This window comes from Hydrogenophaga sp. (genome assembly GCF_050250835.1).
Classification (GTDB): Bacteria; Pseudomonadota; Gammaproteobacteria; order Burkholderiales; family Burkholderiaceae_C; genus Hydrogenophaga.
This window is the reverse complement of record NZ_JBFWNX010000004.1, coordinates 89,855-113,349: the sequence shown is the minus strand read 5'-3', so window position 1 is coordinate 113,349 and position 23,495 is coordinate 89,855. Positions and strand designations below refer to the sequence as shown.

Genomic DNA, 23,495 nt, shown 5'->3' with positions numbered 1-23,495 from the left:
CGGTCAAAACCTGGGCAGTCGCGAGACCAGTTCCTGGTCGAAGCGTTGCAGGGTGGCGGCACCCTTGAGGTTGGACAGGCCGTCGCGGATGCGCGGCAACACGGTCAGCAGGTCGACCGGCGTCTTGCAAGACTCGACTCGCAGTGCCAGCGGCTCGCCCATGGGGCCGAGCTGATCGTTGATGAAACGCACCAACATGCGGCGCGCCTCACTGAAGGGCAGCGGCGGCAGCGCGGCGGGCTCGGCCACGGGCGCCGCCTGAGCCGCCACCACGGGGTCGGCGGCGGCGGTCTGGACCGGCTCCACCCATCCGGCAGCCGCCAATTGCTCCAGCAAGGGTGCAGCACTGCCCTCGCCGCCGGAGAGCTTGTCCAGCTCGGCCACCGGGCGCTTGCCATCGACCATGATGAGCAAGGAGCGCAAACGGGGTCCCAGGCCGGGCGGTCGACTGGTCAGCGCTTCGCGCCCCTGGTCGGTCTTGACGAACAGTGTGTTTTTGTCCATGGGCATCCAAACTTTGCCGAAATGTAAGCGCTGCCCGGGGAACGTGCCAAGCGGGTTGCCCCTCAACGGTCGATTTCCGAGGCTGGTGTGGCGATCCGGCGGCGAAAGAGGGACTTTTCGCACAAGCCCGAGCCGTGCGTGCTGGCGACCATGATGTCTGGCTAGCGCTGTCGCAGGTCCACCACGCGCTTGGCCTTGCCCTGGCTGCGTTCCACACCGCCTTCAGCCTTGAGCTCGACCGCCACGCTGCTGCCCACGTAGACCTTGATCTCGTGCTGCAGCAGCGTGGCCGCTGACCGCGCCTCGATGCTGTCGGGCGCCAGGCCAGGGCGCGTCTCCACCGCCACCGTCAGGTTGTCCATGGGGCCTTCGCGGGTGAGCACACACTGGTAGTGTGCGCTGAGTTCCGGTCGCTTGAGGATGAGTTCCTCGATCTGGGTGGGAAACACATTGACGCCACGCACGATCATCATGTCGTCGCTTCGGCCGGTGATCTTCTCCATGCGGCGCATGGTGCGCGCGGTGCCGGGCAACAGACGCGTGAGGTCGCGTGTGCGGTAGCGAATGATGGGCAACGCCTCCTTGGTCAGGCTGGTGAAGACCAGTTCGCCCATTTCGCCATCGGGCACCGGTTCGCCGGTTTCAGGGTCGATGATCTCGGGGTAGAAATGGTCCTCCCAGATGGTGGGCCCGTCCTTGGTCTCCACACACTCGTTGGCCACGCCGGGGCCCATCACCTCGGACAGGCCGTAGATGTCCACCGCGTCGATCCCCATGCGCGCCTCGATGGCCAGGCGCATGTCGTTGGTCCAGGGTTCGGCTCCGAAGATGCCCAGGCGCAAGCTGCTTTCACGCGGGTCCATGCCGATGCGCTCGAACTCGTCCGCAATCGCCAGCATGTAGCTGGGCGTGACCATGATGATGTCGGGCCGGAAATCCTGGATCAGCTGCACCTGGCGCTCGGTCTGCCCACCACCGAAAGGCACCACCGTGAGGCCGAGCTTTTCAGCGCCATAGTGCGCGCCCAGCCCACCGGTGAACAGGCCATAGCCGTAGCTCACATGCACCAGGTCGCCCGGGCGCGCGCCGCTGGCGCGGATGCTGCGCGCCATCACGCCGGCCCAGGTGTCGATGTCTTTCAGCGTGTAGCCCACCACCGTGGGTTTGCCGGTGGTGCCGCTGCTGGCGTGGATGCGCGCACAGCGCTCGCGCGGCACGGCGAACATGCCGAAGGGGTAGCTGTCTCGCAGGTCCTTCTTGGTGGTGAAGGGGAATTTCGCCAGATCGGCCAGGCTGCGGCAGTCATCCGGGTGAACACCGGCGGCCTCGAACTTGGTGCGGTAGACAGGTGAGTTCTGCCAGGCGTGGCGCAACGTGCCCTGCAGGCGCTTGAGCTGCAGCGCGCGCAACTCGTCGACGCTGGCCTTCTCGATCGGTTCGAGGGGAAATGTGTTCATGCTGCCTCCGGGAAGACGGTGCCCTGGATGACCGCGCTCTTGCCACGGAACATCGCCACCACCTCGCCGCGCTGGTTGGTGACCTTCATGTCGTAGATGCCGTGCCTGCCGGCGAGCGTCTGTTCCACGCCTTCGCAGGTCAGCACATCGCCCGCGTGCGAGGGCCGCAGGAATTCGATGCTGCAGCCTGCCGCCACAGCGTTCCTGTTGTGGCTGTTGCAGGCAAAAGCAAAGGTGGAGTCCGCGAGCGTAAAGATGAAGCCGCCGTGGCAGATCTGGTGGCCATTGAGGTGCAGCGGCTTGACAGCCATGCGCATCACGGCGCGCCCAGGTTCACAGGCCAGCAACTCCATGCCCATGGTGTCCTTGCTCGCTGTATCGTTGGCGAACATGGTCTCGCCGACCCGTTGCGCTTTTTCGTGGGGGCTCATCATGCCCCCTTGAACTTCGCCGGCCGCTTCTCGCGGAACGCCATCACACCCTCGATGTAGTCGTGCGTGCGGCCCAAAGCCGACTGCATGTCGCGCTCCGCGTCGAGCTGCTGGTTCAGCGTGCGGGTGCCCGCATCACGCAGCAAGGCGCGAGTGGCCACCAGCGCCCTGGTGGGCATGACCGCCAGCCGCTCGGCCAGCGCGAGCGCCGCGCCCAGGCAGTCGTCCGACACGTCCCACACCAGCCCCCAGTCCTTCGCCTGCGCAGCGGGCAGCTTGTCGCCCGTCATGGCCAGCGCCATGGCACGCGCCAGGCCCAGGCGTTCGACCAGGAACCAGCTGCCACCCGCGTCGGGAATCAGGCCGATCTTGCTGAACGCCTGGATGAAACTCGCCCCCGTGGCGGCGATGGCGATGTCGCAGGTCATGGCCAGTGAGGCGCCCGCGCCCGCAGCCACGCCATTGACGGCGGCAATGGTGGGCATGCGCAGGCCCTGCAGCTTGCGCACCGTGGGGTTGAAGGCCTGGTCGATCACGGGGCCCGGGTCGGCCCGCTGCACGAGATCGGGACCGGGCTCGAAATCGAATTCGGCGAGGTCGGCGCCAGCGCAGAAGCCACGCCCTGCGCCGGTGATGACCATGGCACGCAACGCCGGATTGGCCTCGGCGCGATCGAGTGCAGTCCACAGTTCGCGGTGCATCTGGCGCGTGAAACTGTTGAGCGCATCGGGCCGGTTGAGCGTGAGCAGGGCAACGGCCCCGCGCTCTTCGTACACAACGGTGGCTGTGGTCATGATCCTGTCGTCTCCTCGGATGGGTGGTTTGCGCTGCAATTTACCATTAACCAACCAATCGGTCGGCTAATGTTTTCCCGGGGTCGGGGCGTCTCTATATATAGTCACGGGCTTTCAACCCGGCGCCGTTGCCCGAGGAGACACCATGAACGCAGCCACCCCACCCGAATTCATCACCGTGCGCACCGAAGGTCGCGTGGGCATCGTCACGCTCAACCGCCCCAAGCAGCTCAATGCGCTGAACAACCAGCTCATGGACGAGCTCGGCGCGGCGCTCAAGGCCTTCGACGCCGACGAGGGCATCGGCTGCATGATCGTCACCGGCAGCGAGAAGGCTTTTGCTGCCGGCGCGGACATCGGTGCCATGGCCAGCTACACCTTCGCCGACGTCTACAACGGCGACTACATCACCCGCAACTGGGAAACCATCCGCACGATCCGCAAACCGGTGATCGCAGCGGTCAGCGGCTTTGCTCTGGGCGGGGGCTGCGAACTGGCCATGATGTGCGACTTCATCATCGCCGCCGACAACGCGAAGTTCGGCCAGCCAGAGATCAAGCTGGGCATCATTCCCGGCGCGGGCGGCACGCAGCGCCTGCCACGCGCGGTGGGCAAGTCCAAGGCCATGGACCTGGTGCTCACCAGCCGAATGATGGATGCCAGCGAGGCCGAGCGCGCCGGCCTGGTGAGCCGCGTGGTGCCACTGGACAAGCTGATGGAAGAGGCGCTGGGCGCCGCGCTCACCATCTGTGGTTTCTCGCTGCCCAGCGTCATGGCGGCCAAGGAATCGGTCAATCGCGCGTTCGAAAGCAGCCTGTCCGATGGTGTGATGTTCGAGCGCCGCCTGTTCCACGCGATGTTTGCCACCGAAGACCAGAAGGAAGGCATGGACGCCTTTGTGAACAAGCGGCAGGCCACCTTCCGACACCGCTGAGTGGCCCTGAAAAGCTGGCTATAATGCGCGCTTCGCTGGCGATATAGCTCAGTTGGTTAGAGCGCAGCATTCATAATGCTGATGTCGGTGGTTCAAGTCCACCTATCGCCACCAGCACATTCCAGAAGCGGGTCCCGGCAACGGGCCCGCTTCTTTCATTTGGGCATGCAGCATGGCGTTGAAATCAACCATTTTCAAAGCGAACCTGCAAATCGCCGACATCGACCACGGCTACTACGCTGATCACGCGCTCACGCTGGCCCGCCACCCCAGCGAGACCGACGAACGCATGATGGTCCGGCTGGTGGCGCTGGCGATTCACGCGCACGAGTTGCAGGACACCTGCCGTGGTGACGGCACGCTGGCCTTCGGTTCTGGCCTGTCGGACCCGGAAGACCCCGACGTCTCGCTGACCGACTTCACCGGCCGCAAGCGCCTGTGGATCGAGGTCGGCCAGCCCGAAGACAAGCCGCTGGCCAAAGCCTGCAGCAAGGCCGACGCGGTGGTGGTCTACGCCTTCGGCAGCGCGGCCGATGTGTGGTGGCGCGGCATCGAGGGCAAGCTCTCGCGGCTGGACCGCCTGCAGGCCTGGCGCCTGCCCACCGAGGTGGCACCGGCCCTGGCCCAGCTGGCCGAGCGCAGCATGCAGTTGCAGGCCACGGTGCAGGAAGGTGCGCTCACCCTCTCCAGTGAGCGCGGCAGCGTGCACATCGAGCCCGTGCGCTGGAAATAAACCCTCGCCAGGCCGTGCGCTGCCCAGTCTGTGAAGGCCCGGACGGCCATCTCTTTCAAACCGTCGATGGGCTCGCCTACGCCCGTTGCCCGTGTTGCGAGGCCACCTTCCTGCTGCCGCCGCACCTGCCCACGCCCGAGGCCGAACGGGCCGAATACGAACTGCACCGCAACACCGCCGACGACATCGGCTACAGGGCCTTTCTTTCGCGGCTGGCCGCGCCGCTGATCAAGCGCCTGGCACCTGGCAGCCAGGGGCTGGATTTCGGCTGCGGCCCGGGCCCGGTGCTGGCCGATCTGCTGCGCGAAGCCGGGCACCAGGTGGTTCTGTACGACCCGTTCTTCCACGCCGATCCGGCGGCGCTGAACGCGCAATACGAATTCATCACCTGCACCGAAGTGGTCGAGCATTTCCACCACCCCGCGGCCGAGTTCCGGCGTCTGAACGGATTGCTGAAACCCGGCGGCACCCTTGCGGTGATGACGCGCTTGCAGACCGACGACGCACGCTTTGCGCAGTGGCACTACCGACGCGATCCGACGCATGTGGTGTTCTACCGGCAAGCCACCTTCGAGCACCTGGCCCGCACGCACCAATGGACCTGCGAGGTCGCCGCGCCCAACGTGATCCTGCTTCGCCGGTCGCACACGCCGTCGGGCAACCATTTGTCACGGGCGAGTACCCAGAGGTGGTAAGGGGGCGATGGGCGGTGTGGCTTCATGGTGGGCCGGCCTTGTGCGCGGCGCCTTGCGTGAGACAATCGCACCCGTCTGCATGCCCCCGGCATCCGATACGGTTTTCTCCCCTACAGCCTCTGGACACACACCATGAACCGCTGCTTGCCTCCGACGGGCCTGATCGCCGTCCTGCTCTTCTCACTCGCACCGTTGTCGTCGGCCCATGCGCAGGCCGTGCAACGCGAATTTCCACCCAAGGCGCTGCGTGGCTCGATGGTGGTGGTGCAGCCACCGCTGGTGGCCATGGACGACAAGCCCACGCGCTTTGCACCCGGCGCGCGCATTCTCGACGCGAGCAACCGGCTGGTGCGTCCCGCCGCCCTGGTGAACCAGGAACTCACGGTGAACTACACGCTTGACCTGCGTGGCCAGGTGCACCAGGTCTGGCTTCTGTCCGAGGCGGAAGCCAAGGTCAAGCGCGCCGGCCACGGCGTGCAGCGCAACTACGTGTTCGAGTCGCAGCAGACCACCCCCGCCGCCAGCACGGCGGCCCCCGTCCAGTCCAACTGAGCGCCTCTGCGCGGTCTTTGTCGACCGGCCAGGTCCGGCAGGCTGCGGCCATTTCCGATCGGAATTTCCCATGAGCAAAAAAGTCTTCATCAAAACCTTCGGCTGCCAGATGAACGAGTACGACTCGGACAAGATGGCCGACGTGCTGGGCGCGGCCCAGGGGTATGAGCCCACGCAGGACGTAGAGCAAGCCGACCTCATTCTCTTCAACACCTGCTCGGTGCGCGAGAAGGCGCAGGAAAAGGTGTTCTCCGACCTTGGCCGTGTGAAGCACCTGAAGGAAAAAGGCGTGCTGATCGGCGTGGGCGGCTGCGTGGCCAGCCAGGAGGGCGCGGAGATCATCAAGCGTGCGCCGTATGTGGACGTGGTGTTCGGCCCGCAGACGCTTCACCGTCTCCCTGAGCTGCTGAACCAGCGTGCGCGCCAGGCGCTGCCGCAGGTGGACATCAGCTTTCCCGAGATCGAGAAGTTCGACCAACTGCCGCCGGCCAAGGTCGACGGTGGGTCTGCCTTCGTCTCGATCATGGAAGGCTGCTCCAAGTACTGCAGCTATTGCGTGGTGCCCTATACGCGCGGCGAGGAAGTGAGCCGGCCGTTCGACGACGTGCTGGTGGAGGTGGCGGGCCTGGCCGACCAGGGCGTGAAGGAGGTGACGCTGCTGGGCCAGAACGTGAACGCGTATCGAGGCGCCATGGGCGACACGAGCGAGATCGCCGATTTCGCGCTGCTGCTCGAATACGTGGCCGAGATTCCCGGCATCGAGCGCATTCGCTACACCACCAGCCACCCCAACGAGTTCACGCCGCGCCTGATCGAGGCCTACGGAAAGATCCCGAAACTCGTGAACCACCTGCACCTGCCGGTGCAGCATGGCAGCGACCGCATCCTCATGGCCATGAAGCGTGGGTACACCGCCATGGAGTTCAAGAGCACGGTGCGCAAGCTGCGCGCGATCCGGCCCGAACTGTCCATGAGCAGCGACTTCATCGTCGGCTTCCCCGGCGAGACCGACGAGGACTTCGAGAAAATGATGAAGCTCATTCACGATGTGGGCTTTGACGCCAGTTTCAGCTTCATCTTCAGTCCACGCCCCGGCACGCCGGCGGCCAATCTGCCCGACGACACGCCCCATGAGGTAAAGCTGCGGCGTTTGCAACACCTGCAGGCCGTCATCGAGGACAACGTGAAGCGCATCAGCGCCAGCCGTGAAGGCACGGTGCAACGCATTCTGGTGGAAGGCCGTTCTCGCAAGAGCGAGGCCGAACTCATGGGCCGCACAGAATGCAACCGCATCGTCAACTTCGAGGGCGGCGCGCAGGCCACTCGCCTGATCGGTCAGATGATCGACGTGCGCATCACCGAAACCCGGCCTCATTCCTTGCGCGGTGAAGTGCTGCTGCGTGAACCGGTATGACACCCCCGCGGTGTTTCTCGACCATCCTGGCCTCCCCGATGCTTGCGAGATGAAGCCGATGCGCTTTTCCTTCCAGCAGTTGCTGCTGGTGGCCTTTCTGCTGATCGGCGCGCTGTTGGGTGCGGCGGCGCTGCGTGCGCTGTTCTCGCTGGAAACACTCATGGCGCAGAGTCGCGACAGCGCGGCGCAGGCCATTGCGCTGTCCACCGCTGCGCAGTCGCTTTCCGAGCGCAGCCTGACCATGGAGCGCGCAGCGCGCCAGTCGCTGGTGCTGCGAGACAACCAGTTGCGCCAGCGGTTCGACGAGGCGGCGGGCAACGCGCGCGACATCCTGCGCCGGCTGGAGGACAACGAGCTGCCACCGGAATACGCCTACAACTGGCGTGAACGGCTGGACGTGATCGCCAACCTGCTTGACGGCCCACCCGAGACCGCCCTGGACCGCGAACGTGAAGTGGCGCGCATGTTCCGGGAAGTGGATGGACACAGCGCTTCGATTGCGCAGAAGGTGCAGTCCATCATCGGTGCGCGCAACGACGCACTGCAGGCGCGTTTCGAGACCAGCCGTCAGGAGCTCACTCAGCAGGTGGTGGGCTCGATCGGCGTGGCGGCAGTGATGGCGCTGGCCTTTGGCATCTGGCTCGCGCGGCCGTTCCAGCGGCTGGAGAAGGCCATCCAGGGGCTGGGCGAGAACCGGCTGGACGTTCCGATCGACATCCCTGGCCCGTCCGACGTGCGCCGCGTGAGCCAGCAACTGGACTGGCTGCGCCTGAGGCTCACCGAGCTCGATGCCGACAAGGCGCGATTCCTGCGCCATGTGTCGCACGAACTCAAGACGCCGCTGGCTTCCATGCACGAGGGCGTGGCGGTGTTGGGCGACGGGGTGGCTGGCGCGCTCAACGCCAACCAGGCGGAGGTGGTGAACATCCTGCGCCACAACACGCAATTGCTGCAGCACCAGATTGAGGCGCTGCTGCGTTTCAACGCCGCCGCGTTCGAGGCACGCCAGCTCAAACGCGAGCGCACCGATCTGCTGGCGCTGGTGGAAGACCAGATCGACACCCAGCGTTTGCAATGGCAGGCGCAGGGACTGCGCGTGCACGCGGAGGGTGCGCCGGTGGTGCTGCCGATCGACCGCGAGAAGGTTGCCTCTGCCGTGGGCAACCTGCTCTCCAACGCGATTCGCTTCTCACCCCAGGGGGGGGAGATCCGCCTCAACCTGGTCGAGCTGCCAGGCCGCGCCTGCCTGGACATCCTGGACCAGGGTCCTGGCGTGGCAGAGACCGATCGAGACCGCATCTTTGAGCCGTTCTACCGCGGCGAAAGACAACCCCAGGGTGCGGCGCGCGGCACGGGCATCGGACTGTCCATCGTGCATGAGTACATTGTGGCCCACGGGGGTCGCATCGAATTGCTTCCCCGGCGCCAGGGCGCCCACTTCCGCATCGAGCTTCCATGTTGACTGTTTTTCGTCTGCTTCCTCCTCGCGCTTCGCGCATCGCGTTGTTCGCCTGGCTGGCTCTCGCGCTTGCCGCCTGCGGTACCGCGCCTGCTGCGCCGTCGGTCGAAGCTGCGCCGATCGCCCCCCCGTTCTCGACCACGCCATCTCCACCGCCCCCCCTGACCGTGACGCCGGTGCAGCCTCCACCCGTGCAGCCACCAGTGGTGCTGGACTCGCAGACGCGGTCGGTGCCGGACGTCATCACAGCGCTGCTCACGTACGCCGAGCGCGTGCGCGTGCTCAATCCCGCCGATCTGGCCGCCGAGATCGTGGTCCTGGGCGACCCGGGAAACGTGCCGTTGCGCCAGATGCAGCTGGCGCTGGCGCTCATGCACACCCACCAGCCCGCCGACACGGCACGCGCGCTGGGACTGGTGCAGCGCGTGGTGGGTCATCCCGGGCCCGAGAGCGTGCAACTCAAACCTCTGGCACGCCTGATGGCCGAACGCCTTGCGGAAATGCGCAAGCTGGAGGAGTCCAATGAACGCCAGGCACAGCAACTGCGCGAGAGCCAGCGCCGCATTGAGCAGCTCAGCGACCGCCTGGAGGCGATGCGCGCCATTGAACGCAGCCTGAATTCGCGCCCCAGCACCGCACCCGTGCCGCCGGCTTCGACGCCAGCGCCGGCCCGGCCGGCCACACCCTGAGCACGCACCTCGCCATGAACGTCGCCACCTCCACCACCACCGCCTCGGGGACGCCGCGCGCGCGCCTGCTGGTGGTCGACGACGACGCGGACATGCTGCGTCTGCTGGCCATGCGGCTGGGCTCGGCGGGCTACCAGGTCACCTCCGTGGGTTCGGCCGAAGCCGCGCTCGCGCAGCTGGATATCGAGCGCCCGCAGCTCGTGCTCTCCGACGTGCGCCTGCCTGGGCGCGATGGTCTGGCGCTGTTCGACGAGATCCGCGCCCGCCACCCGTCGCTGCCCGTCATCCTGCTCACGGCGCACGGCACCATCCCCGACGCCGTGGAGGCCACGGCGCGCGGCGTGTTCACCTACCTCACCAAGCCCTACGACGCAAAAGAACTGCTGGAAAAGATTGCCCAGGCCCTGGCGCTGGGCGCACCGGCCCACCAGAACACGCACACCGATGAAGCCTGGCGCAGTGAGATCGTGAGCCGTTCCAACCGCATGGCCGACCTGCTGGCCGAAGCGCGCATGGTGGCGCAGAGCGATGCCAGCGTGCTGCTGCGGGGCGACTCGGGAACCGGCAAGGAGATGCTGGCGCGCGCCATCCACAAAGCCAGCGCGCGCGCCAACAAGCCTTTCGTGGCGGTGAACTGCGGAGCGATCCCTGAGGCGTTGCTCGAATCCGAGCTCTTCGGCCACATGAAGGGCGCCTTCACCGATGCGGTGGCCAACCACAAGGGCCTTTTTCAGGCGGCCGATGGTGGCACCTTGCTGCTCGACGAGATCGGCGACATGCCGCCTGCCCTGCAGGTCAAGTTGCTGCGCGTGCTCCAGGAGCGCGCGGTGCGCCCGCTGGGTTCGAGCCAGTCGCTGCCGGTGGACGTGCGCATCATCTCGGCCACCCACCGCCACCTCGAAGACGCCATGGCCGCGGCGCAGTTCCGCGAGGACCTGTATTACCGGCTCAACGTGGTCACGCTGACCCTGCCCACCCTGGCCGAGCGGCGCGAGGACATCGCCCTGCTGGCCAATCACTTCCTGGCCAGGCTGGCGGCCAAGTACGGCAAGCGCAGTTCGGGCTTTGCGCCCGAGGCGCTCAAGGCTTTGACCATGGCCGCCTGGCCGGGCAATGTGCGCCAGCTCTACAACGTGGTCGAGCAGGTGTGCGCGTTGTCCACCACGCCGCTGGTGTCGCTGGCGCTGGTGCAGCGCGCGTTGCGCACGCCTTCGGTGGAGGTGCTCAGCTTTGCCGATGCCAAGCAGCGTTTCGAGCGCGAATACCTGGTGGACCTGCTCAAGATGACCGACGGCCACGTGGCCGATGCGGCCCGCCTCGCGCAGCGCAACCGCACCGAGTTCTACCGCCTTCTGCAAAAACACGCCCTCACTCCCGGGCTGTTCAAAAGCGACTTGCCCTCGGCCCCCAGCACCCCGGGTAACGACCTTGTCGCCGATGAGTGACAAGCGCAACCCCTTGCTTTAAAAGCCTTTTTTCTGCGATGGTCGCAGCGCTGTCGCCGAACGGCGACAAAAAAGTGGCCTTTTGGCCCCTGGGGAATACCCTGATCTCGGTCTTCAGTTTTCAGCACCTCTCAAGCTGTTGATTTTCAAAGAGATTTTCGGGTTGGCACAGGGTTTGCCCCTTCAAGGGCATGACCCTGGTTCCTGCACAGATTCTTCTCCTTCAGCGAATGCGCCGCTGGATGGTGCTGGGTGCCCTGCAGGCCTTGCTGTTCGGGGCTTCGGCGCAGGCGCAGACCTTTGATTTCGACAGCGTGAGTCGCCTGGCGCAGACCCGCGCCGCCGAGCCCCACCGCGCAAACAGCGACAAGCTGCCAGCGGAGCTCGCCCACATCACCTACGACCAGTTGCGCGACATCCGGTTCAAGCCGGCCCAGTCGGTCTGGCGCGGCGAACAGTTGCCGTTTGAGGCGCAGTTTTTCCACCTCGGCCTTTACCAGACCGAACCGGTGCGCATCCACGAGATCACGCCTCAGGGCCGGGTGAGCCATCTGCCGTACCGGGGCGCCGATTTCGACTACGGCCAGAACACCTTCGATCCCGCGCCCTGGGGCGACCTGGGCCACGCCGGCTTTCGCCTGCATTACCCGCTCAACGGCACCGCCTACAAGGACGAGCTGATCGTCTTTCAGGGCGCGAGCTATTTCCGCGCTCTGGGCGCGGGCCAGCAGTACGGCCTCTCCGCGCGCGGCCTGGCCATTGACACCGTGGGTGGCAGCGGCGAGGAGTTTCCGCGTTTCTCCGAGTTCTGGATCCAGCGTCCGGCTGCAGGCGCCACCGAGGTCACCGTGCTGGCGCTGCTGGAGTCGCCGCGCGCCACCGGGGCCTACCGGTTCGTCGTGCGTCCCGGTGCCCAGACCACCACCACGGTGAACGCGCGAATCTTTCTGCGCGCGGGCACAGGCCCCGTGAGTACCCTGGGCATCGCGCCCCTCACCAGCATGTTCCTCTCGGGCGAGAACCAGCCCCAACCGGGCGACTTCCGACCTGAGGTGCACGACTCCGACGGTTTGATGATGGTCAGCGGCGAAGGCGAGTGGCTGTGGCGGCCGCTGCAACGCCCGAACTCGGTGACGGTGAGTTCGTTCACCCTGCAGAATCCGCGCGGCTTCGGTCTGATGCAGCGCGATCGCAACTTCGCCAGCTACGAGGACGTGGAGGCCCGCTATGAGCGCCGCCCGAGCGCCTGGATCAAGCCCCTGGGCGACTGGGGTGCAGGTCGCGTGGAACTGGTGCAACTGCCGACACCCGACGAGACGCACGACAACATCGTCGCCTACTGGGTGCCCGCCAACCTGCCTGCCCCGGGCCAGCCGCTGGAAGTGGCCTACGAACTGGCCTGGCAGGGCGACGCTCAGCAGCGCCCGCCGTCGAGCTGGGTCACGCAAACCCGGCGCGGCTACGGCTTTACCCGGCTCACGTCGGCGGAGCAACTGAAGCAACCGCAGTACGTGCTCGATTTCACCGGGCCCGCGCTGGACGCTCTGCCTGCCGGCGCACCCGTGCGTGCCGTGGTCACGGCCAACGCCAACGGCCGCGTGATCGAAGCCCTGGCCTACCCCAATCCCGCCACGCGCTCCTGGCGCGTGAGCCTGCGCGTCGAGCGCATTGACGCGACACAGCCCGTAGAGCTGCGCGCCTTCCTCCAACACACCAACGACACCGTGAGCGAAACATGGACACATCTGCTGCTACCCGAGTGAGCTCCTCTTCCCACCTGCGCGAAGAGCGCCATCCGAATTCGGTGACCGCGCCGCCGATCAACCGGGGCTCCATGCCACCCCGCCCCTGGCGCGGTTTCTGGAACAGCATTGGCACCGCCCTGCTGAGCACGGCCAGCCGCGCCTTGCCACCGTACACACGAAACCACACAGTCACCGAGGGCATCGAACCGCCCATGGCCTGGCAGCGCGCGGCCAACCGCCGGCGCGCGGTGTTTGCGTTGCTCACGGTGTTGAGCACGGCCTTTGCCACCAGCCTCTTTGCCGATGCGCAACCGGTGCATCCCAACCCGTGGCTGCAATACGGCCAGCTTTCGTTGTTTGCCCTGCTCTCTGCGTGGGTGGTCACGGGTTTTGTCACCGCGCTCATGGGCTTCTGGGTTTCGCTGCGCGGTGACGCGCACACGCTCTCGGCCGCCGCCGTGCGGCACCACCCCATGAATCCGGACGCGCGCACGGCGATCGTCATGCCGATCTGCAATGAAGACGTGGCCACGGTGTTCGCCGGCTTGCGCGCCACCTGCGAATCGCTGGCCGCCACAGGCCACGCGCGCCAGTTCGATGTGTTCGTGCTGTCCGACAGCTACGACCCTGCCATTGCTGCGGCCGAAAAATCGGCCTGGGCGGGTCTGCGCGCCGCGCTGGCCGCACAGCCGGAGTTGCCGCAGATCGAGGTGTACTACCGCCTTCGCACGCGCCGCACGCACCGCAAGGCCGGCAACGTGGCCGACTTCTGCCGGCGCTGGGGCAAGGACTACCGCTACATGGTCGTGCTCGATGCGGACAGCGTCATGAGCGGCAGTTGCATCGTCTCCATGGTCAAGCTGATGGAGGCCAACCCCCGGGCCGGCATCGTGCAGACCGCCACGCAGGCGATCGGCCACGCCACGCTGCATGCGCGCGCGCAACAGTTCGGTTCGCGAGTGACGGGCCGACTGTTCACGCTGGGCATGCAGTTCTGGCAACTGGGCGAGTCGCACTACTGGGGCCACAACGCCATCATCCGTGTCGAGCCCTTCATGAAGCATTGCGCGCTGGCCCCGATCAAGGGCACGGGCGGCATGTCCGGCGGCATCATGTCGCACGATTTCGTCGAAGCCGCGCTGATGCGACGCGCCGGCTACCACGTGTGGCTGGTCTCTGACCTCACCGGCAGCTACGAGCAGCAACCGCCGGACCTGCTCAGCGAATTGCAGCGAGATCGCCGCTGGTGCCAGGGCAACCTGCAGAATTCGCGCCTGATGGCCGAGCCGGGCATTCACCGCGTACACCGCACGATGTTCGCCATTGGCGCCATGTCCTACCTCTCTGCGCCGCTGTGGCTGGCCTTCCTGAGCTTTGGCACTGCGCTTTGGGTGTCGGACGCGGGCATGTCCACCTTCTGGCATGCCGTGCCCGATGAACTGCGCGCGCTCTGGGCCTGGACCTTGTCGATGTTGTTCCTGCCCCGCTTGCTGGGCCTGCTGGCGGTGTTCCTCCGGCGCGAGCAGAAGGCCTTTGGCGGTACCGTTCCATTGCTGGCCAGCGCCATCTGGGAAACGGCGATGGCTCTGTTGCAGGCCCCCATCCGCATGCTGGCGCACTCGCTGTTCGTGCTGGTGGCGATCACTGGCATCAAGCTGGAATGGAAGTCGCCCCCGCGCGAAGCGAATGGCGTGAGCTGGCGTGACGCGGTCGCCCGCCTGGCACCGATGACGCTGGTGATTGGCCTGTTGGCCCTTGGCGTGGCGGCCATCAACCCCATGGCGCTGATATGGCTCGCTCCCGTGGCCCTGCCGCTGCTGCTGGCGGTGCCGCTGACCGTGGCCACCAGCCATGTGGACCTGGGCGCGTGGATGCGCTCGCGGGGCGTGCTGCTGATCCCCGAGGAATCGTGGTCGCCGGCCGTCCTGCGTCGTGCGTGGCGGCATGCCAGCCGCTTTGCGCTCACTTGAACCACGCCCCGCGGCACCTGGGGCCGGCGCAGCCGGACCCCTGGTGTCTCAGCATGGGCGCTACCTCGTTCGATGCCAGGTCAGCCACAAGCCACCAAGCTGATTGACGACCAGCCCCAGGAGCACCAGCCCTGTGCCCAGCCATTGCTGCGGCAAAGGCAACTCGCCAAAGAACACCCAGGCCGCCCACAGGCCCACCACCGGTACCAGCAGTGAAAACGGCGTGACCCGCCCGGCCGGGTGGCGCTTGAGCAGGCGTGTCCACAGGCTGTAGGCCAGCAAGGTCGCGAACCAGGCCAGGAACAACACCACGAGCAAAGAGGGCAGGCTCAGGCCCGCCACCTGCTGCCACACGAGATGGGGCCCGTCGATCCAGAGCGACAGCAGCAGGAACGGCACGATGGGAAACACGCTGCTCCAGACGATGAAAGGCAAGGGGTCGTAGTCGGCCACCCGGTTGGCCAGGCGCGCCACCAGGTTCGACACCGCCCACATGAAGGCGGCAGACAGCGTGAGCACGAAACCGGTCAGCGTCATCTGCCCCGGCCCGTCGCCGTGCGCCGTGGCAATCAGCAACAGCCCCGCCAACGCCACGCCCAGTCCCAGCCATTGCGCTCCTCGCGCACGCTCGCCGAGCACCGGCACCGCCAGCAACAGTGTGAAGAAAGCCTGTGTCTGCATCACCACCGAAGCCATGCCCGCCGTCATGCCCAGTTTCAGGCCCAGAAACAAAAACCCGAACTGGCCCAGCCCCTGCGCCAGGCCATACCCCACCACGTAGCGCCAGGGCAGTTTCGGAAACTTCACGAAAAGCAGGAACGGCAACGCGGCAAACGAGAAGCGCAATGCGCCCAGCAGCATGGGGCCTACGTCCTGCAAACCGACCTTCATCACCACGAAGTTCAGACCCCAGATCACCACCACGCCGAGGGCGCGCAGCAGGTCGCCACGGGACAGCGGCAATGCCGTCATGCCGGCGCTCTCACCGGGCGACCCTGTGCTTCGCGTGCGGCCACGAAGGCATCGAAGGCTTCGGCGCTGGTCTTGCGCGGCGTGTAGCCAAAGCGCTCCTTGAGCGCGGTGTTGAGCAGCACCGGCCGGTAGCGCAGGAAGTCCAGTTGCTCGGGCCCGTAGCGGGTCAGACCCAGCGCCGAGCCCACCCGCAGAGCGGCGCGCAGCAGGCCGGCGGGCAGCACGCGCGGCGTCTTGTTCAGGCGCCGCGCAATCTCGAACAGAGTGAGCGCACCATCGCCCGCCAGGTTGTAGCAGCCGGGCTCCCCGCGTCCGCTCAGCGCATGCACGATGGCACCCGTCACGTCTTCGTCCCACACGAACACGAAAGGGCTGTCACTGCCCGCGATGGCGAGGATGCGCGGCTTCTCGAACAGTGCGGTGATCTGGTTGTCCACCCGCTCGCCGAGGATGGTGCCAATGCGCAGCACGGTCTGGCGCAGGGCTGGATGCGTGGTGCGTGTCTCGGCCAGCACCTCTTCCACCAGGCGCTTGTGGTGCGCGTAGGCAAACACCTCGTTGCCGCGCAACGGATGTTCTTCGGTGAGCCAGGGTGGGTTGTCGGCGTGGTAGCCATAAGCCGCACCGCTGCTGGAGATCACCAGGTGCGCCACGCCATGGGACAGGCAGGCGGCGATCACGTTGCGTGTGCCACCCACGTCCACCGAGTGCTCGAAAGCCCGATGGGAGCCCTTGCCCGGTGTGACGATGGAGGCCAGGTGCACCACGGTGTCGATGCCATGGCGCGCCACGGTGTCGACCAGTGCCGCATCGCGCACATCCTGAGCCACGTAGAGCACCCCGGCCAGTCGACGCACGGGTGGCACCTCGCGCACGTCAACGGCCACCACCTGCGCGATGCCCTTCTGCTCGGCGAGAGCCGCGACCAGACCACGCCCGAGAAACCCGTCGGCGCCCGTGATGAGCACGCGACTCGCCGCGTGGCCGGTGGTCATGATCGCGACGCGGTGGGCACGCCGCCTTTCAAGGGGCGCTTCGCCCACCAGCCCGCCAGGACGAGGCCGGCGATGATGTCCCAGAAGCCCCAGACACCGGCCACCACGGCCATTCCGCCCAGTCCGCCGAAGAAACTGAAGATGATGACCAGGCCCAGCCCCGCGTTGCGGATGCCGACCTCGATGGACAGCGCGCGGCGGTCGTAGTCCGGCAATCCGGCGGCGCGCGCGATGGCATAACCGGTGCCGAAGGCCAGCGCATCGTGGATCACCACCGCCAGCAGCACCAGGCCCACGTAGTCGAGAAAGTAACGCCAGTTGCCGGCGATGGCACCGACGATGAAGGCGATGAGCGCGAGAAAGCTGAGGATGCGCACCGGCTTCTTGAAGCGCAGGGTCCAGTTCGGAAAGCGGTGCGCACACCACAGGCCGAGCACGAAGGGCACGCCGATGATCAGCAGGATGTGGCCGAACATCTCCAGGGGATCCAGCGCAATCGTCTTGAGCAGAGGTGCGGCCGTGGGGTGAATGCCGCCCCAGAAGGCGAAGTTCAGGGGCATCGCAACGATGGCGATGGCGTTGGATACGGCCGTCATCGACACGCTCAGCGCCACGTTGCCATTGGCGCGGTGCGTGAGGATGTTGCTCACATTGCCGGGCGGGCAGCAGGCCACGAGGATCATGCCCAGCGCGATGCTGGGTCCGGGTTGCAGCACCAGAGTGAGCGCGTAGGTGATGGCCGGCAGCGCGATGAACTGCGCCACGATGCCCACCGTAAACGCCACCGGCATGCGCATGACGCGGCGGAAATCGTCGATGCGTGTGTCCAGCGCGATACCGAACATCAGGAAGGCCAGCACGCCATTGAGCACGGCCAGCGAGGCCGGGTTGAAGTTCAGCCGGATTTCGTCTACGGGGAGCATGGCGGGCCTCCTGTTGTCCTGTTGTTGTTTGGCTGGTATCGCGTGGTTCAGGCCAGGGCCTCGGTCGCCTTGCGCACCGTGGCGCGGTAGACGTCCTTGTTCACGTAGTACGCCATGCGTTCGAGTTGCAGGTATTTGTAGCCGCCGGAGAGATCCGGCGGTGGACCCGTCTTGGCGGCCTTGAGCGCCAAGGCGCTGGCCTTGCCCTCGTCCAGCCCCTTGAAGTAGCGCGCCACCAGTTCGGCCTGTTCGTAGCGGCCCTGCCAGCCCAGGCCACTGGCTTCGACCATGCCGAGCACGGCCAGGCGGTCAAAGCGCGGCGCGAAGATGTTGAGGTAGAGCGAGGGTGCCATGCCTTTCCAGTTCAGCAAGGCAGGGTCGAGGAATGGGTAGTGCAGCTTGTAACCCGTGGCCGCAAGGATGAGGTCGTACTCGCCCTGAGTGCCGTCCTTGAAGTGCACGGTGTGGCCTTCGAGCCGCGCAATGTCGGCGCGCACGCCCACGTCGCCATGGCCGATGTGGTACAGGATGAGCGAATTCACCACCGGGTGCGATTCGTACATCTTGTACGTGGGCCGGGGGAACCCGAAGCGCACCGGGTCGCCGGTGAACCACTTCAGGATGGTGCTGTCGATCTTCTGCTTGAGCCACGGCGGCAGCGTGATCTTGCCACCCACCGAATCGGCCGGCTTGCCGAACACGTACTTGGGCACGAAGTAGTAACCGCGCCGCACCGAGATGTCCACGCTGCGCGCCTGGTGCACAGCGTCCACCGCAATGTCGCAGCCCGAGTTGCCTGCACCGACGATGAGCACGCGCTTGTACTTGAAGAGGTCTGCATGTTTGTAGGCCGAGGTGTGCAGCAGCTCGCCGGCGAAGCGGCCCTCGAAGCTCGGCATGCTGGGCTCGGCCAGTGTGCCGTTGGCCACCACCACGCCCTTGTAGTCCGCGACGGCCTGCTTACCCTGGTGGTCTTCCGAGGTCACTCGCCAGCGCGTGTCGGGCGCATTGCTCACGGGTTCTACTTTCAGCACACGCGTGCCGAAGTGGAAGTGCTCACGCAAGCGGAAGTGATCCGCAAAGGCACTGAAGTACGCCAGCAACTCCCGGTGGCTTGGGTAGTCTGCCACGCGCTCGTCCATCGGGAACTCGCTGAACTCCGTCATGCGCTTGCTGGAGATCAGGTGCGCCGATTGGTACACCGTGGAGCGCGGATTGTGGATGTTCCAGAGCCCGCCCACGTCGGTGTGGGCCTCGAAGCCCTGGAAGGGAATGCCGTGCTTCTGCAGGCAGCGCGCGCCAGCGAGGCCCGAAGGGCCGGCGCCGATGAGCGCAATCTGTTCGGTGGTGTTCATCTTGGTTTCTTGATGCCGGGGATTTCGGTGGCGCCCGCCTCGCCCACGCGGGGCTTGCGCGGTTGGCCAAGCAGGATGTGGTCATGCAGCCTCGCGGGCAACAAGCCCAGCAGGCGCGCGAGCCAGCCGACGCGCCGAGGCAGCACGATGTGCTCGGTACCGGCTCCCACGCCGGTGAGCAGGCGTCTTGCCGCCTCGTCGGGCTCAAGCAGGCCTGGCATCGCAAAGCGGTTGCCGGCGGTGAGCGCCGTGCGCAGGTAGCCAGGGCTGACGGTGTGCACCGACAGCGCGGTCGGCCGCAGTTCGGCGCGCAGGCTTTGCAGGTAGACCATCAGCCCGGCCTTGCTCGCGCAGTACGCGCCATTGCCGGGCATGCCACGCCAGCCCGCCACGCTGGCCACACCCACCAGCGCACCGGGTCGGCCGCTGGCGCGCATGGGCTCCAGAAAGGGCTGGAAGGTGGTCGCCACGCCGAGCAGGTTGATCTCCAGCATGCGACGCAGCACCGAAAGATCGCTCGCCTGTGCGGTATCGAAGCCACCCGCCACTCCGGCATTGGCGATCACCAGGTCGGGCACGCCGAAGCGGTCCATGAAATCGGCGGCCATGGCCTGCATGGCCTGCGCATCGGACACGTCGGGCTGGTAGACCGCACATCGTTCGGGCGCGAGCGAGGCCAGGGCATCGAGAGCCGGGCGCTGCAAGCCCGCCAGAGCCACTCGCGCGCCACCGTCGATGAGTTCGCGCGCCAGCGCCTGGCCCAGGCCACCGCAGGCTCCCGTCACCACCGCGTTGTGAAACTTCGAAACTGTCAAACCCGCCGCTCCTCAAGCTTGTGCCCGCAATGTAGTGGGATATAGAATTTGTCTCGGAAAAATTTAAGAATTCGTCTCATTTTTCGAGATATGAGCACAGAACCCGACCACAGCCCTGGCCTTCGGCTCATGGAGTTGCTGGACCTGCTGACCCGGCACGCCAAACCCTTGGCACTGCCCGAAGTGATGGCGCTCACCGGTTGGCCCAAACCCACGGTACACCGCATGCTGGCACAGCTCGAAGGTGGCGGCTGGCTGGACCGCGAGCCGGACGGCAGGCGCTACGCGATGGCTCCACGCCTGCTGCGCATGGCCGAATCCGCGCTCTCCAACAGCACGCAACAGGGCGTTCGCCATGCGGTGCTGCGTCAATTGGTGAACGAGGTGGGCGAGAGCTGCAACCTCACCGCCATGTCGGGTGCGGAGGTGGTGTATCTGGACCGCGTGGAGTCCGCGTTTCCACTGCGGCTGGAACTGCGTGCGGGCACCCGCGTGCCGGTGCATTGTTCTGCCAGCGGCAAGCTCTTTCTGGCGTGGATGGCAACCCGCCAGCGACGCGCGTTGCTTGATGGCCTGGTGCTTACCCGCTACACCGCGCACACCCTGACCGAGCGCAAAGCGCTCGAAGCCGAGCTGGCGGCCATTCGACGCGATGGCTTCTCAGTCGACGCGGAGGAATTCGTCGAAGGGCTGGTGTGCGTGGCGGTGCCGGTTTTCGCGCCGGGCCAGCGCACGGTGCGCTGCGCGCTGGCCTTGCAGGCACCGGCAGCCCGGATGTCGCTGTTGCAGGCGCGTTTGCAGTTGCCCCGTCTGCAGGTGGCTGCGCAGGCATTGGCCCGCACGTTGGGATGAGCCGTTCGGAGGAGGATGGAAACAAGGAGGGCGAAGGCAACGGAGGCGGCGCTCACCCCATCCCGGGCAACTTGGGCATACCCTTCATGCCCCCCATGCGTTTCATCATCTTCATCATGCCGCCGCCCTTCATCTTTTTCATCATGTCCTGCATCTGCTCGAACTCCTTGAGCAGGCGGTTCACTTCCTGAACCTGCACACCCGCGCCGGCGGCAATGCGGCGCTTGCGCGTGGCCTTGATGATCTCGGGCTTGCGGCGCTCCTTCAGCGTCATGCTGCAGATGATGCCCTCCTTGCGCTGGATGTCCTTTTCGGCACGCCCCATGTCGACCTGACTGGCCTTGGCAGCCATGGCACTGGGCAGCTTGTCCATGAAGCTGGAGAGTCCCCCCATCTGCTTCATCTGGCGAATCTGGTCCAGGAAGTCGTTGAGGTCGAAGCCCTCGCCGCTCTTGACTTTGGCCGCCAGCTTCTGCGCAGCAGCAATGTCCACGCCCGCCGTGACCTGCTCCACCAGGGCCAGAATGTCGCCCATGCCCAACACGCGCTGCGCATGGCGTTCGGCGTCGAACACCTCCAGGCCGTCTAGCTTCTCCGACACACCGGCAAATTTGATCGGCGCGCCGGTGACCTGTCGCACCGACAGCGCGGCACCGCCCCGCGAGTCACCGTCCAGCTTGGTGAGGACGATGCCGGTGAGCGGCAGCGCATCCTTGAACGCCTTGGCGGTGTTGATCGCGTCCTGGCCCTGCATGGCGTCCACCACAAAGAGTGTCTCCACCGGTTTGAGCACCGCGTGCAGTTCCTGGATCTCGCGCATCAGGGCTTCGTCGATCGCCAGGCGGCCAGCGGTGTCGACCAGCAACACGTCGAAATAGTGCTTGCGGGCGTAGTCGATGGCGGCGCGGGCAATGTCCACCGGCTTCTGGTCGGGCGTGCTCGGGAACCATTCGGCACCGGCCTGCGCCGTCACGGTCTTGAGCTGCTCGATGGCGGCCGGGCGGTAGACGTCGCCCGAGACCGTGAGCACCTTCTTCTTGCGCTTCTCGATCAGGTGCTTGGCCAGTTTGGCGGTGGTGGTGGTTTTGCCTGCCCCCTGAAGGCCCGCCATGAGGATCACCGCCGGCGGCTGCGCGGCCAGGTTGATGTCGGCCACGCCATGGCCCATGGTCGCGGCGAGTTCGCGGTTGACGATACCCACCAGCGCCTGGCCGGGCGTGAGCGACCCCACCACTTCCTGGCCCAGCGCCTTTTCTTTCACGCGAGCGATGAAGTCGCGCACCACCGGCAGGGCAACGTCGGCCTCCAGCAGGGCCATGCGGACCTCGCGCAACATGTCGGTGACATTGCTCTCGGTGATGCGGGCCTGGCCGCGCATTTCCTTGACGATGCGTGAGAGACGATCTGATAGGGCTGAGGCCATGCTGCGCTCGGGTTGGGGAGGGACACTGCCGCGGCGCCCGCATCGCGCGGGCCGGCCAGCGGCGGGATTGGCCGGCGGGTCGGCGCGGCCAGGGCGCACAAGGCCCGTTAAACTGTGCAGATGATTTTAGAGCCTGATCAAAGTAACCCTGGATGAGCCTCTTGCCCGCGCTTGCGTCCAACCTGCCGGTCACGGTGCTGTCCGGTTTCGCGGCGTTGGCCTATGCCGGGCTGGCAATGGCCCACCTCCGCATGACGGCTCCGCAGAGCAGGGGCCTGCTCATTCTGGCCTGGCTGCTGCACCTGGTGGTGCTGGTGCTCGGCCTGTTCGAGCAGCCCGCTCGCTTCGGCTTCGCACCGGCCCTCTCAGTCACCGCCTGGCTCGTGCTCACCGTCTACCTGGTCGAAAGTCGCCTGTTTCCCCAACTGCGCGCACGCTGGACACTGGCCGTGCTGGGCACCGTGGTCGTCCTGCTCGCCCTGATGTTTCCCGGCTCACCCTACCCGGCATTGCGCTCGAGCTGGCTGCCGCTGCACTGGGCGCTGGGCATAGCTTCCTACGGCCTCATCGCAGCCGCCGTCGTACATGCCTGGCTGATGCAGCGCGCCGAACGCGCCATGCGCCTGGGCACCACAGCCGAATCCTCCATGCCACTGCTCACCCTGGAGCGACTGACCTTCCGCTTCGTGGCGGCCGGCTTCGCACTGCTCAGCGCCACGCTTCTGGCAGGCTGGTACTTTTCCGAGAGCCTGAACCACCGCTGGGTTTGGGACCACAAGTCCACCTTCTCCGTGCTGGCCTGGCTCACCATGGGCGTGCTGCTGTGGGGCCGCTGGCAACTCGGCTGGCGCGGGCGCGTGGCTGTGCGAACGCTGTATGTGGGCGCCGGATTCCTGCTGCTGGGCTACGTGGGCTCACGGTTTGTGCTTGAGGTGCTGCTGCAGCGAAGCTAGGACCCGTCCACATGAAATACCTGCTCGTCCTGGCCGTGGTGTTGATCGCCTTCTATATATGGCGCAACAACCGGCTCACAGATCGAAGCGAAGCTGCCCCCAAGGCGCCCAGCCGCAAACCGGACACGCCGGCCATCATGGTGGCCTGTCTGCAATGCGGCACCCATCTGCCCGACAGCGAGGCGGTGCGCGGCCGCGACGGCGCGTATTGCAGCATTGAGCACCAGCGACTACACGAAGGCAACGCTGGCTAGGATGAAACACTCCCCGCGCCGCTTCGCGTCTTCCCCCTCTCTCGCCTTCGGCGGGAGGGGGCCGGCACCCGTGGTCCGGCGAAGCCGGTCCCACGGTGCCCCTGCAACGCGTTGCGTCATCTGTCGCGGGT

General features: G+C 66.2%; 23 protein-coding genes and 1 tRNA gene. 14 read left to right on the top strand and 10 right to left on the bottom strand.

Annotation, left to right across the window (positions count from 1 at the left end):
- Nucleotides 1-3: 3 nt before the first annotated feature.
- The 4 genes from AB7F11_RS07200 to AB7F11_RS07185 all read right to left on the bottom strand — a co-directional run bounded on the left by AB7F11_RS07200 (nt 4) and on the right by AB7F11_RS07185 (nt 3,186).
- On the bottom strand, nt 4-504 hold the full coding sequence (locus tag AB7F11_RS07200; RefSeq protein ID WP_428287985.1) for a hypothetical protein: 501 nt from the start codon (nt 502-504) through the stop codon (nt 4-6).
- A gap of 161 nt (nt 505-665) precedes the next feature.
- Nucleotides 666-1,961 (bottom strand): phenylacetate--CoA ligase PaaK, encoded by a 1,296-nt coding sequence (gene paaK, locus AB7F11_RS07195; RefSeq protein WP_428287984.1) that lies wholly within the window; start codon nt 1,959-1,961, stop codon nt 666-668.
- Nucleotides 1,958-2,392, bottom strand: coding sequence for a hydroxyphenylacetyl-CoA thioesterase PaaI (gene paaI / locus AB7F11_RS07190; protein ID WP_428288174.1), 435 nt, complete (start codon nt 2,390-2,392; stop codon nt 1,958-1,960). The genes paaK and paaI overlap by 4 nt, the downstream gene beginning before the upstream one ends.
- Nucleotides 2,392-3,186 (bottom strand): enoyl-CoA hydratase-related protein, encoded by a 795-nt coding sequence (locus AB7F11_RS07185; RefSeq protein ID WP_428287983.1) that lies wholly within the window; start codon nt 3,184-3,186, stop codon nt 2,392-2,394. The genes paaI and AB7F11_RS07185 overlap by 1 nt, the downstream gene beginning before the upstream one ends.
- A 145-nt stretch (nt 3,187-3,331) precedes the next feature.
- Here AB7F11_RS07185 and AB7F11_RS07180 point away from each other — a divergent pair, with 145 nt between their 5' ends.
- The 11 genes from AB7F11_RS07180 to mdoH all read left to right on the top strand — a co-directional run bounded on the left by AB7F11_RS07180 (nt 3,332) and on the right by mdoH (nt 14,822).
- Nucleotides 3,332-4,120, top strand: a complete 789-nt coding sequence (locus AB7F11_RS07180; RefSeq protein WP_428287982.1) for an enoyl-CoA hydratase — start codon at nt 3,332-3,334, stop codon at nt 4,118-4,120.
- A gap of 37 nt (nt 4,121-4,157) precedes the next feature.
- A tRNA-Met gene (locus AB7F11_RS07175) sits at nt 4,158-4,234 on the top strand.
- A 58-nt stretch (nt 4,235-4,292) separates the two neighbouring features.
- Nucleotides 4,293-4,853, top strand: a complete 561-nt coding sequence (locus AB7F11_RS07170; RefSeq protein WP_428287981.1) for a YaeQ family protein — start codon at nt 4,293-4,295, stop codon at nt 4,851-4,853.
- Between the two features lie 14 nt (nt 4,854-4,867).
- Nucleotides 4,868-5,548, top strand: coding sequence for a class I SAM-dependent methyltransferase (locus AB7F11_RS07165; RefSeq protein WP_428287980.1), 681 nt, complete (start codon nt 4,868-4,870; stop codon nt 5,546-5,548).
- A 132-nt stretch (nt 5,549-5,680) separates the two neighbouring features.
- Entirely contained in the window at nt 5,681-6,100 is a 420-nt protein-coding gene (locus tag AB7F11_RS07160; protein WP_428287979.1) for a hypothetical protein, read from the top strand.
- A gap of 70 nt (nt 6,101-6,170) precedes the next feature.
- Nucleotides 6,171-7,514, top strand: a complete 1,344-nt coding sequence (miaB, locus tag AB7F11_RS07155) for a tRNA (N6-isopentenyl adenosine(37)-C2)-methylthiotransferase MiaB (protein ID WP_428287978.1) — start codon at nt 6,171-6,173, stop codon at nt 7,512-7,514.
- 49 nt (nt 7,515-7,563) lie between these two features.
- Complete coding sequence (locus AB7F11_RS07150; RefSeq protein ID WP_428287977.1) at nt 7,564-8,976, top strand: sensor histidine kinase; 1,413 nt, start codon at nt 7,564-7,566, stop codon at nt 8,974-8,976.
- Nucleotides 8,970-9,662 carry a hypothetical protein gene (locus tag AB7F11_RS07145; protein ID WP_428287976.1) on the top strand — a complete coding sequence of 231 codons (693 nt, stop codon included), beginning with the start codon at nt 8,970-8,972 and terminating at the stop codon, nt 9,660-9,662. Before AB7F11_RS07150 ends, AB7F11_RS07145 begins: the two co-directional genes overlap by 7 nt.
- Nucleotides 9,663-9,676: 14 nt before the next feature.
- Nucleotides 9,677-11,107: a sigma 54-interacting transcriptional regulator gene (locus AB7F11_RS07140; RefSeq protein WP_428287975.1), complete on the top strand. Its 1,431-nt coding sequence runs from the start codon at nt 9,677-9,679 to the stop codon at nt 11,105-11,107.
- A gap of 230 nt (nt 11,108-11,337) precedes the next feature.
- The gene (locus tag AB7F11_RS07135) at nt 11,338-12,870 is read left to right on the top strand and encodes a glucan biosynthesis protein G (protein ID WP_428288173.1); all 1,533 of its coding nucleotides are present in this window, start codon (nt 11,338-11,340) and stop codon (nt 12,868-12,870) included.
- Nucleotides 12,843-14,822: a glucans biosynthesis glucosyltransferase MdoH gene (gene mdoH / locus AB7F11_RS07130; protein WP_428287974.1), complete on the top strand. Its 1,980-nt coding sequence runs from the start codon at nt 12,843-12,845 to the stop codon at nt 14,820-14,822. Before AB7F11_RS07135 ends, mdoH begins: the two co-directional genes overlap by 28 nt.
- Nucleotides 14,823-14,882: 60 nt before the next feature.
- Here the strand turns inward: mdoH and AB7F11_RS07125 are convergent, their stop codons facing one another.
- Genes AB7F11_RS07125 through AB7F11_RS07105 form a run of 5 tightly spaced genes read right to left on the bottom strand, consistent with a single transcriptional unit; the run spans nt 14,883 to nt 19,882 of the window.
- Nucleotides 14,883-15,794: an EamA family transporter gene (locus AB7F11_RS07125; RefSeq protein WP_428287973.1), complete on the bottom strand. Its 912-nt coding sequence runs from the start codon at nt 15,792-15,794 to the stop codon at nt 14,883-14,885.
- Nucleotides 15,791-16,789, bottom strand: coding sequence for an SDR family oxidoreductase (locus tag AB7F11_RS07120; protein WP_428287972.1), 999 nt, complete (start codon nt 16,787-16,789; stop codon nt 15,791-15,793). Before AB7F11_RS07120 ends, AB7F11_RS07125 begins: the two co-directional genes overlap by 4 nt.
- The gene (locus AB7F11_RS07115) at nt 16,786-17,712 is read right to left on the bottom strand and encodes a bile acid:sodium symporter family protein (protein ID WP_428287971.1); all 927 of its coding nucleotides are present in this window, start codon (nt 17,710-17,712) and stop codon (nt 16,786-16,788) included. The genes AB7F11_RS07120 and AB7F11_RS07115 overlap by 4 nt, the downstream gene beginning before the upstream one ends.
- A 47-nt stretch (nt 17,713-17,759) precedes the next feature.
- Nucleotides 17,760-19,067 (bottom strand): flavin-containing monooxygenase, encoded by a 1,308-nt coding sequence (locus tag AB7F11_RS07110; RefSeq protein WP_428287970.1) that lies wholly within the window; start codon nt 19,065-19,067, stop codon nt 17,760-17,762.
- Nucleotides 19,064-19,882, bottom strand: a complete 819-nt coding sequence (locus AB7F11_RS07105; RefSeq protein ID WP_428287969.1) for an SDR family oxidoreductase — start codon at nt 19,880-19,882, stop codon at nt 19,064-19,066. The genes AB7F11_RS07110 and AB7F11_RS07105 overlap by 4 nt, the downstream gene beginning before the upstream one ends.
- Nucleotides 19,883-19,972: 90 nt before the next feature.
- On the opposite strand from AB7F11_RS07105, the gene AB7F11_RS07100 reads away from it, so the two are divergent.
- Nucleotides 19,973-20,734 carry an IclR family transcriptional regulator gene (locus AB7F11_RS07100; RefSeq protein WP_428287968.1) on the top strand — a complete coding sequence of 254 codons (762 nt, stop codon included), beginning with the start codon at nt 19,973-19,975 and terminating at the stop codon, nt 20,732-20,734.
- 52 nt (nt 20,735-20,786) lie between these two features.
- On the opposite strand, the gene ffh is transcribed toward AB7F11_RS07100, so the two are convergent.
- The gene (ffh, locus tag AB7F11_RS07095; RefSeq protein WP_428287967.1) at nt 20,787-22,157 is read right to left on the bottom strand and encodes a signal recognition particle protein; all 1,371 of its coding nucleotides are present in this window, start codon (nt 22,155-22,157) and stop codon (nt 20,787-20,789) included.
- A 152-nt stretch (nt 22,158-22,309) separates the two neighbouring features.
- Between ffh and AB7F11_RS07090 the strand changes: the two genes are divergently transcribed.
- The gene (locus tag AB7F11_RS07090; protein ID WP_428287966.1) at nt 22,310-23,110 is read left to right on the top strand and encodes a cytochrome C assembly family protein; all 801 of its coding nucleotides are present in this window, start codon (nt 22,310-22,312) and stop codon (nt 23,108-23,110) included.
- 11 nt (nt 23,111-23,121) lie between these two features.
- Nucleotides 23,122-23,364 carry a PP0621 family protein gene (locus AB7F11_RS07085; protein WP_428287965.1) on the top strand — a complete coding sequence of 81 codons (243 nt, stop codon included), beginning with the start codon at nt 23,122-23,124 and terminating at the stop codon, nt 23,362-23,364.
- Nucleotides 23,365-23,495 lie beyond the last annotated feature (131 nt).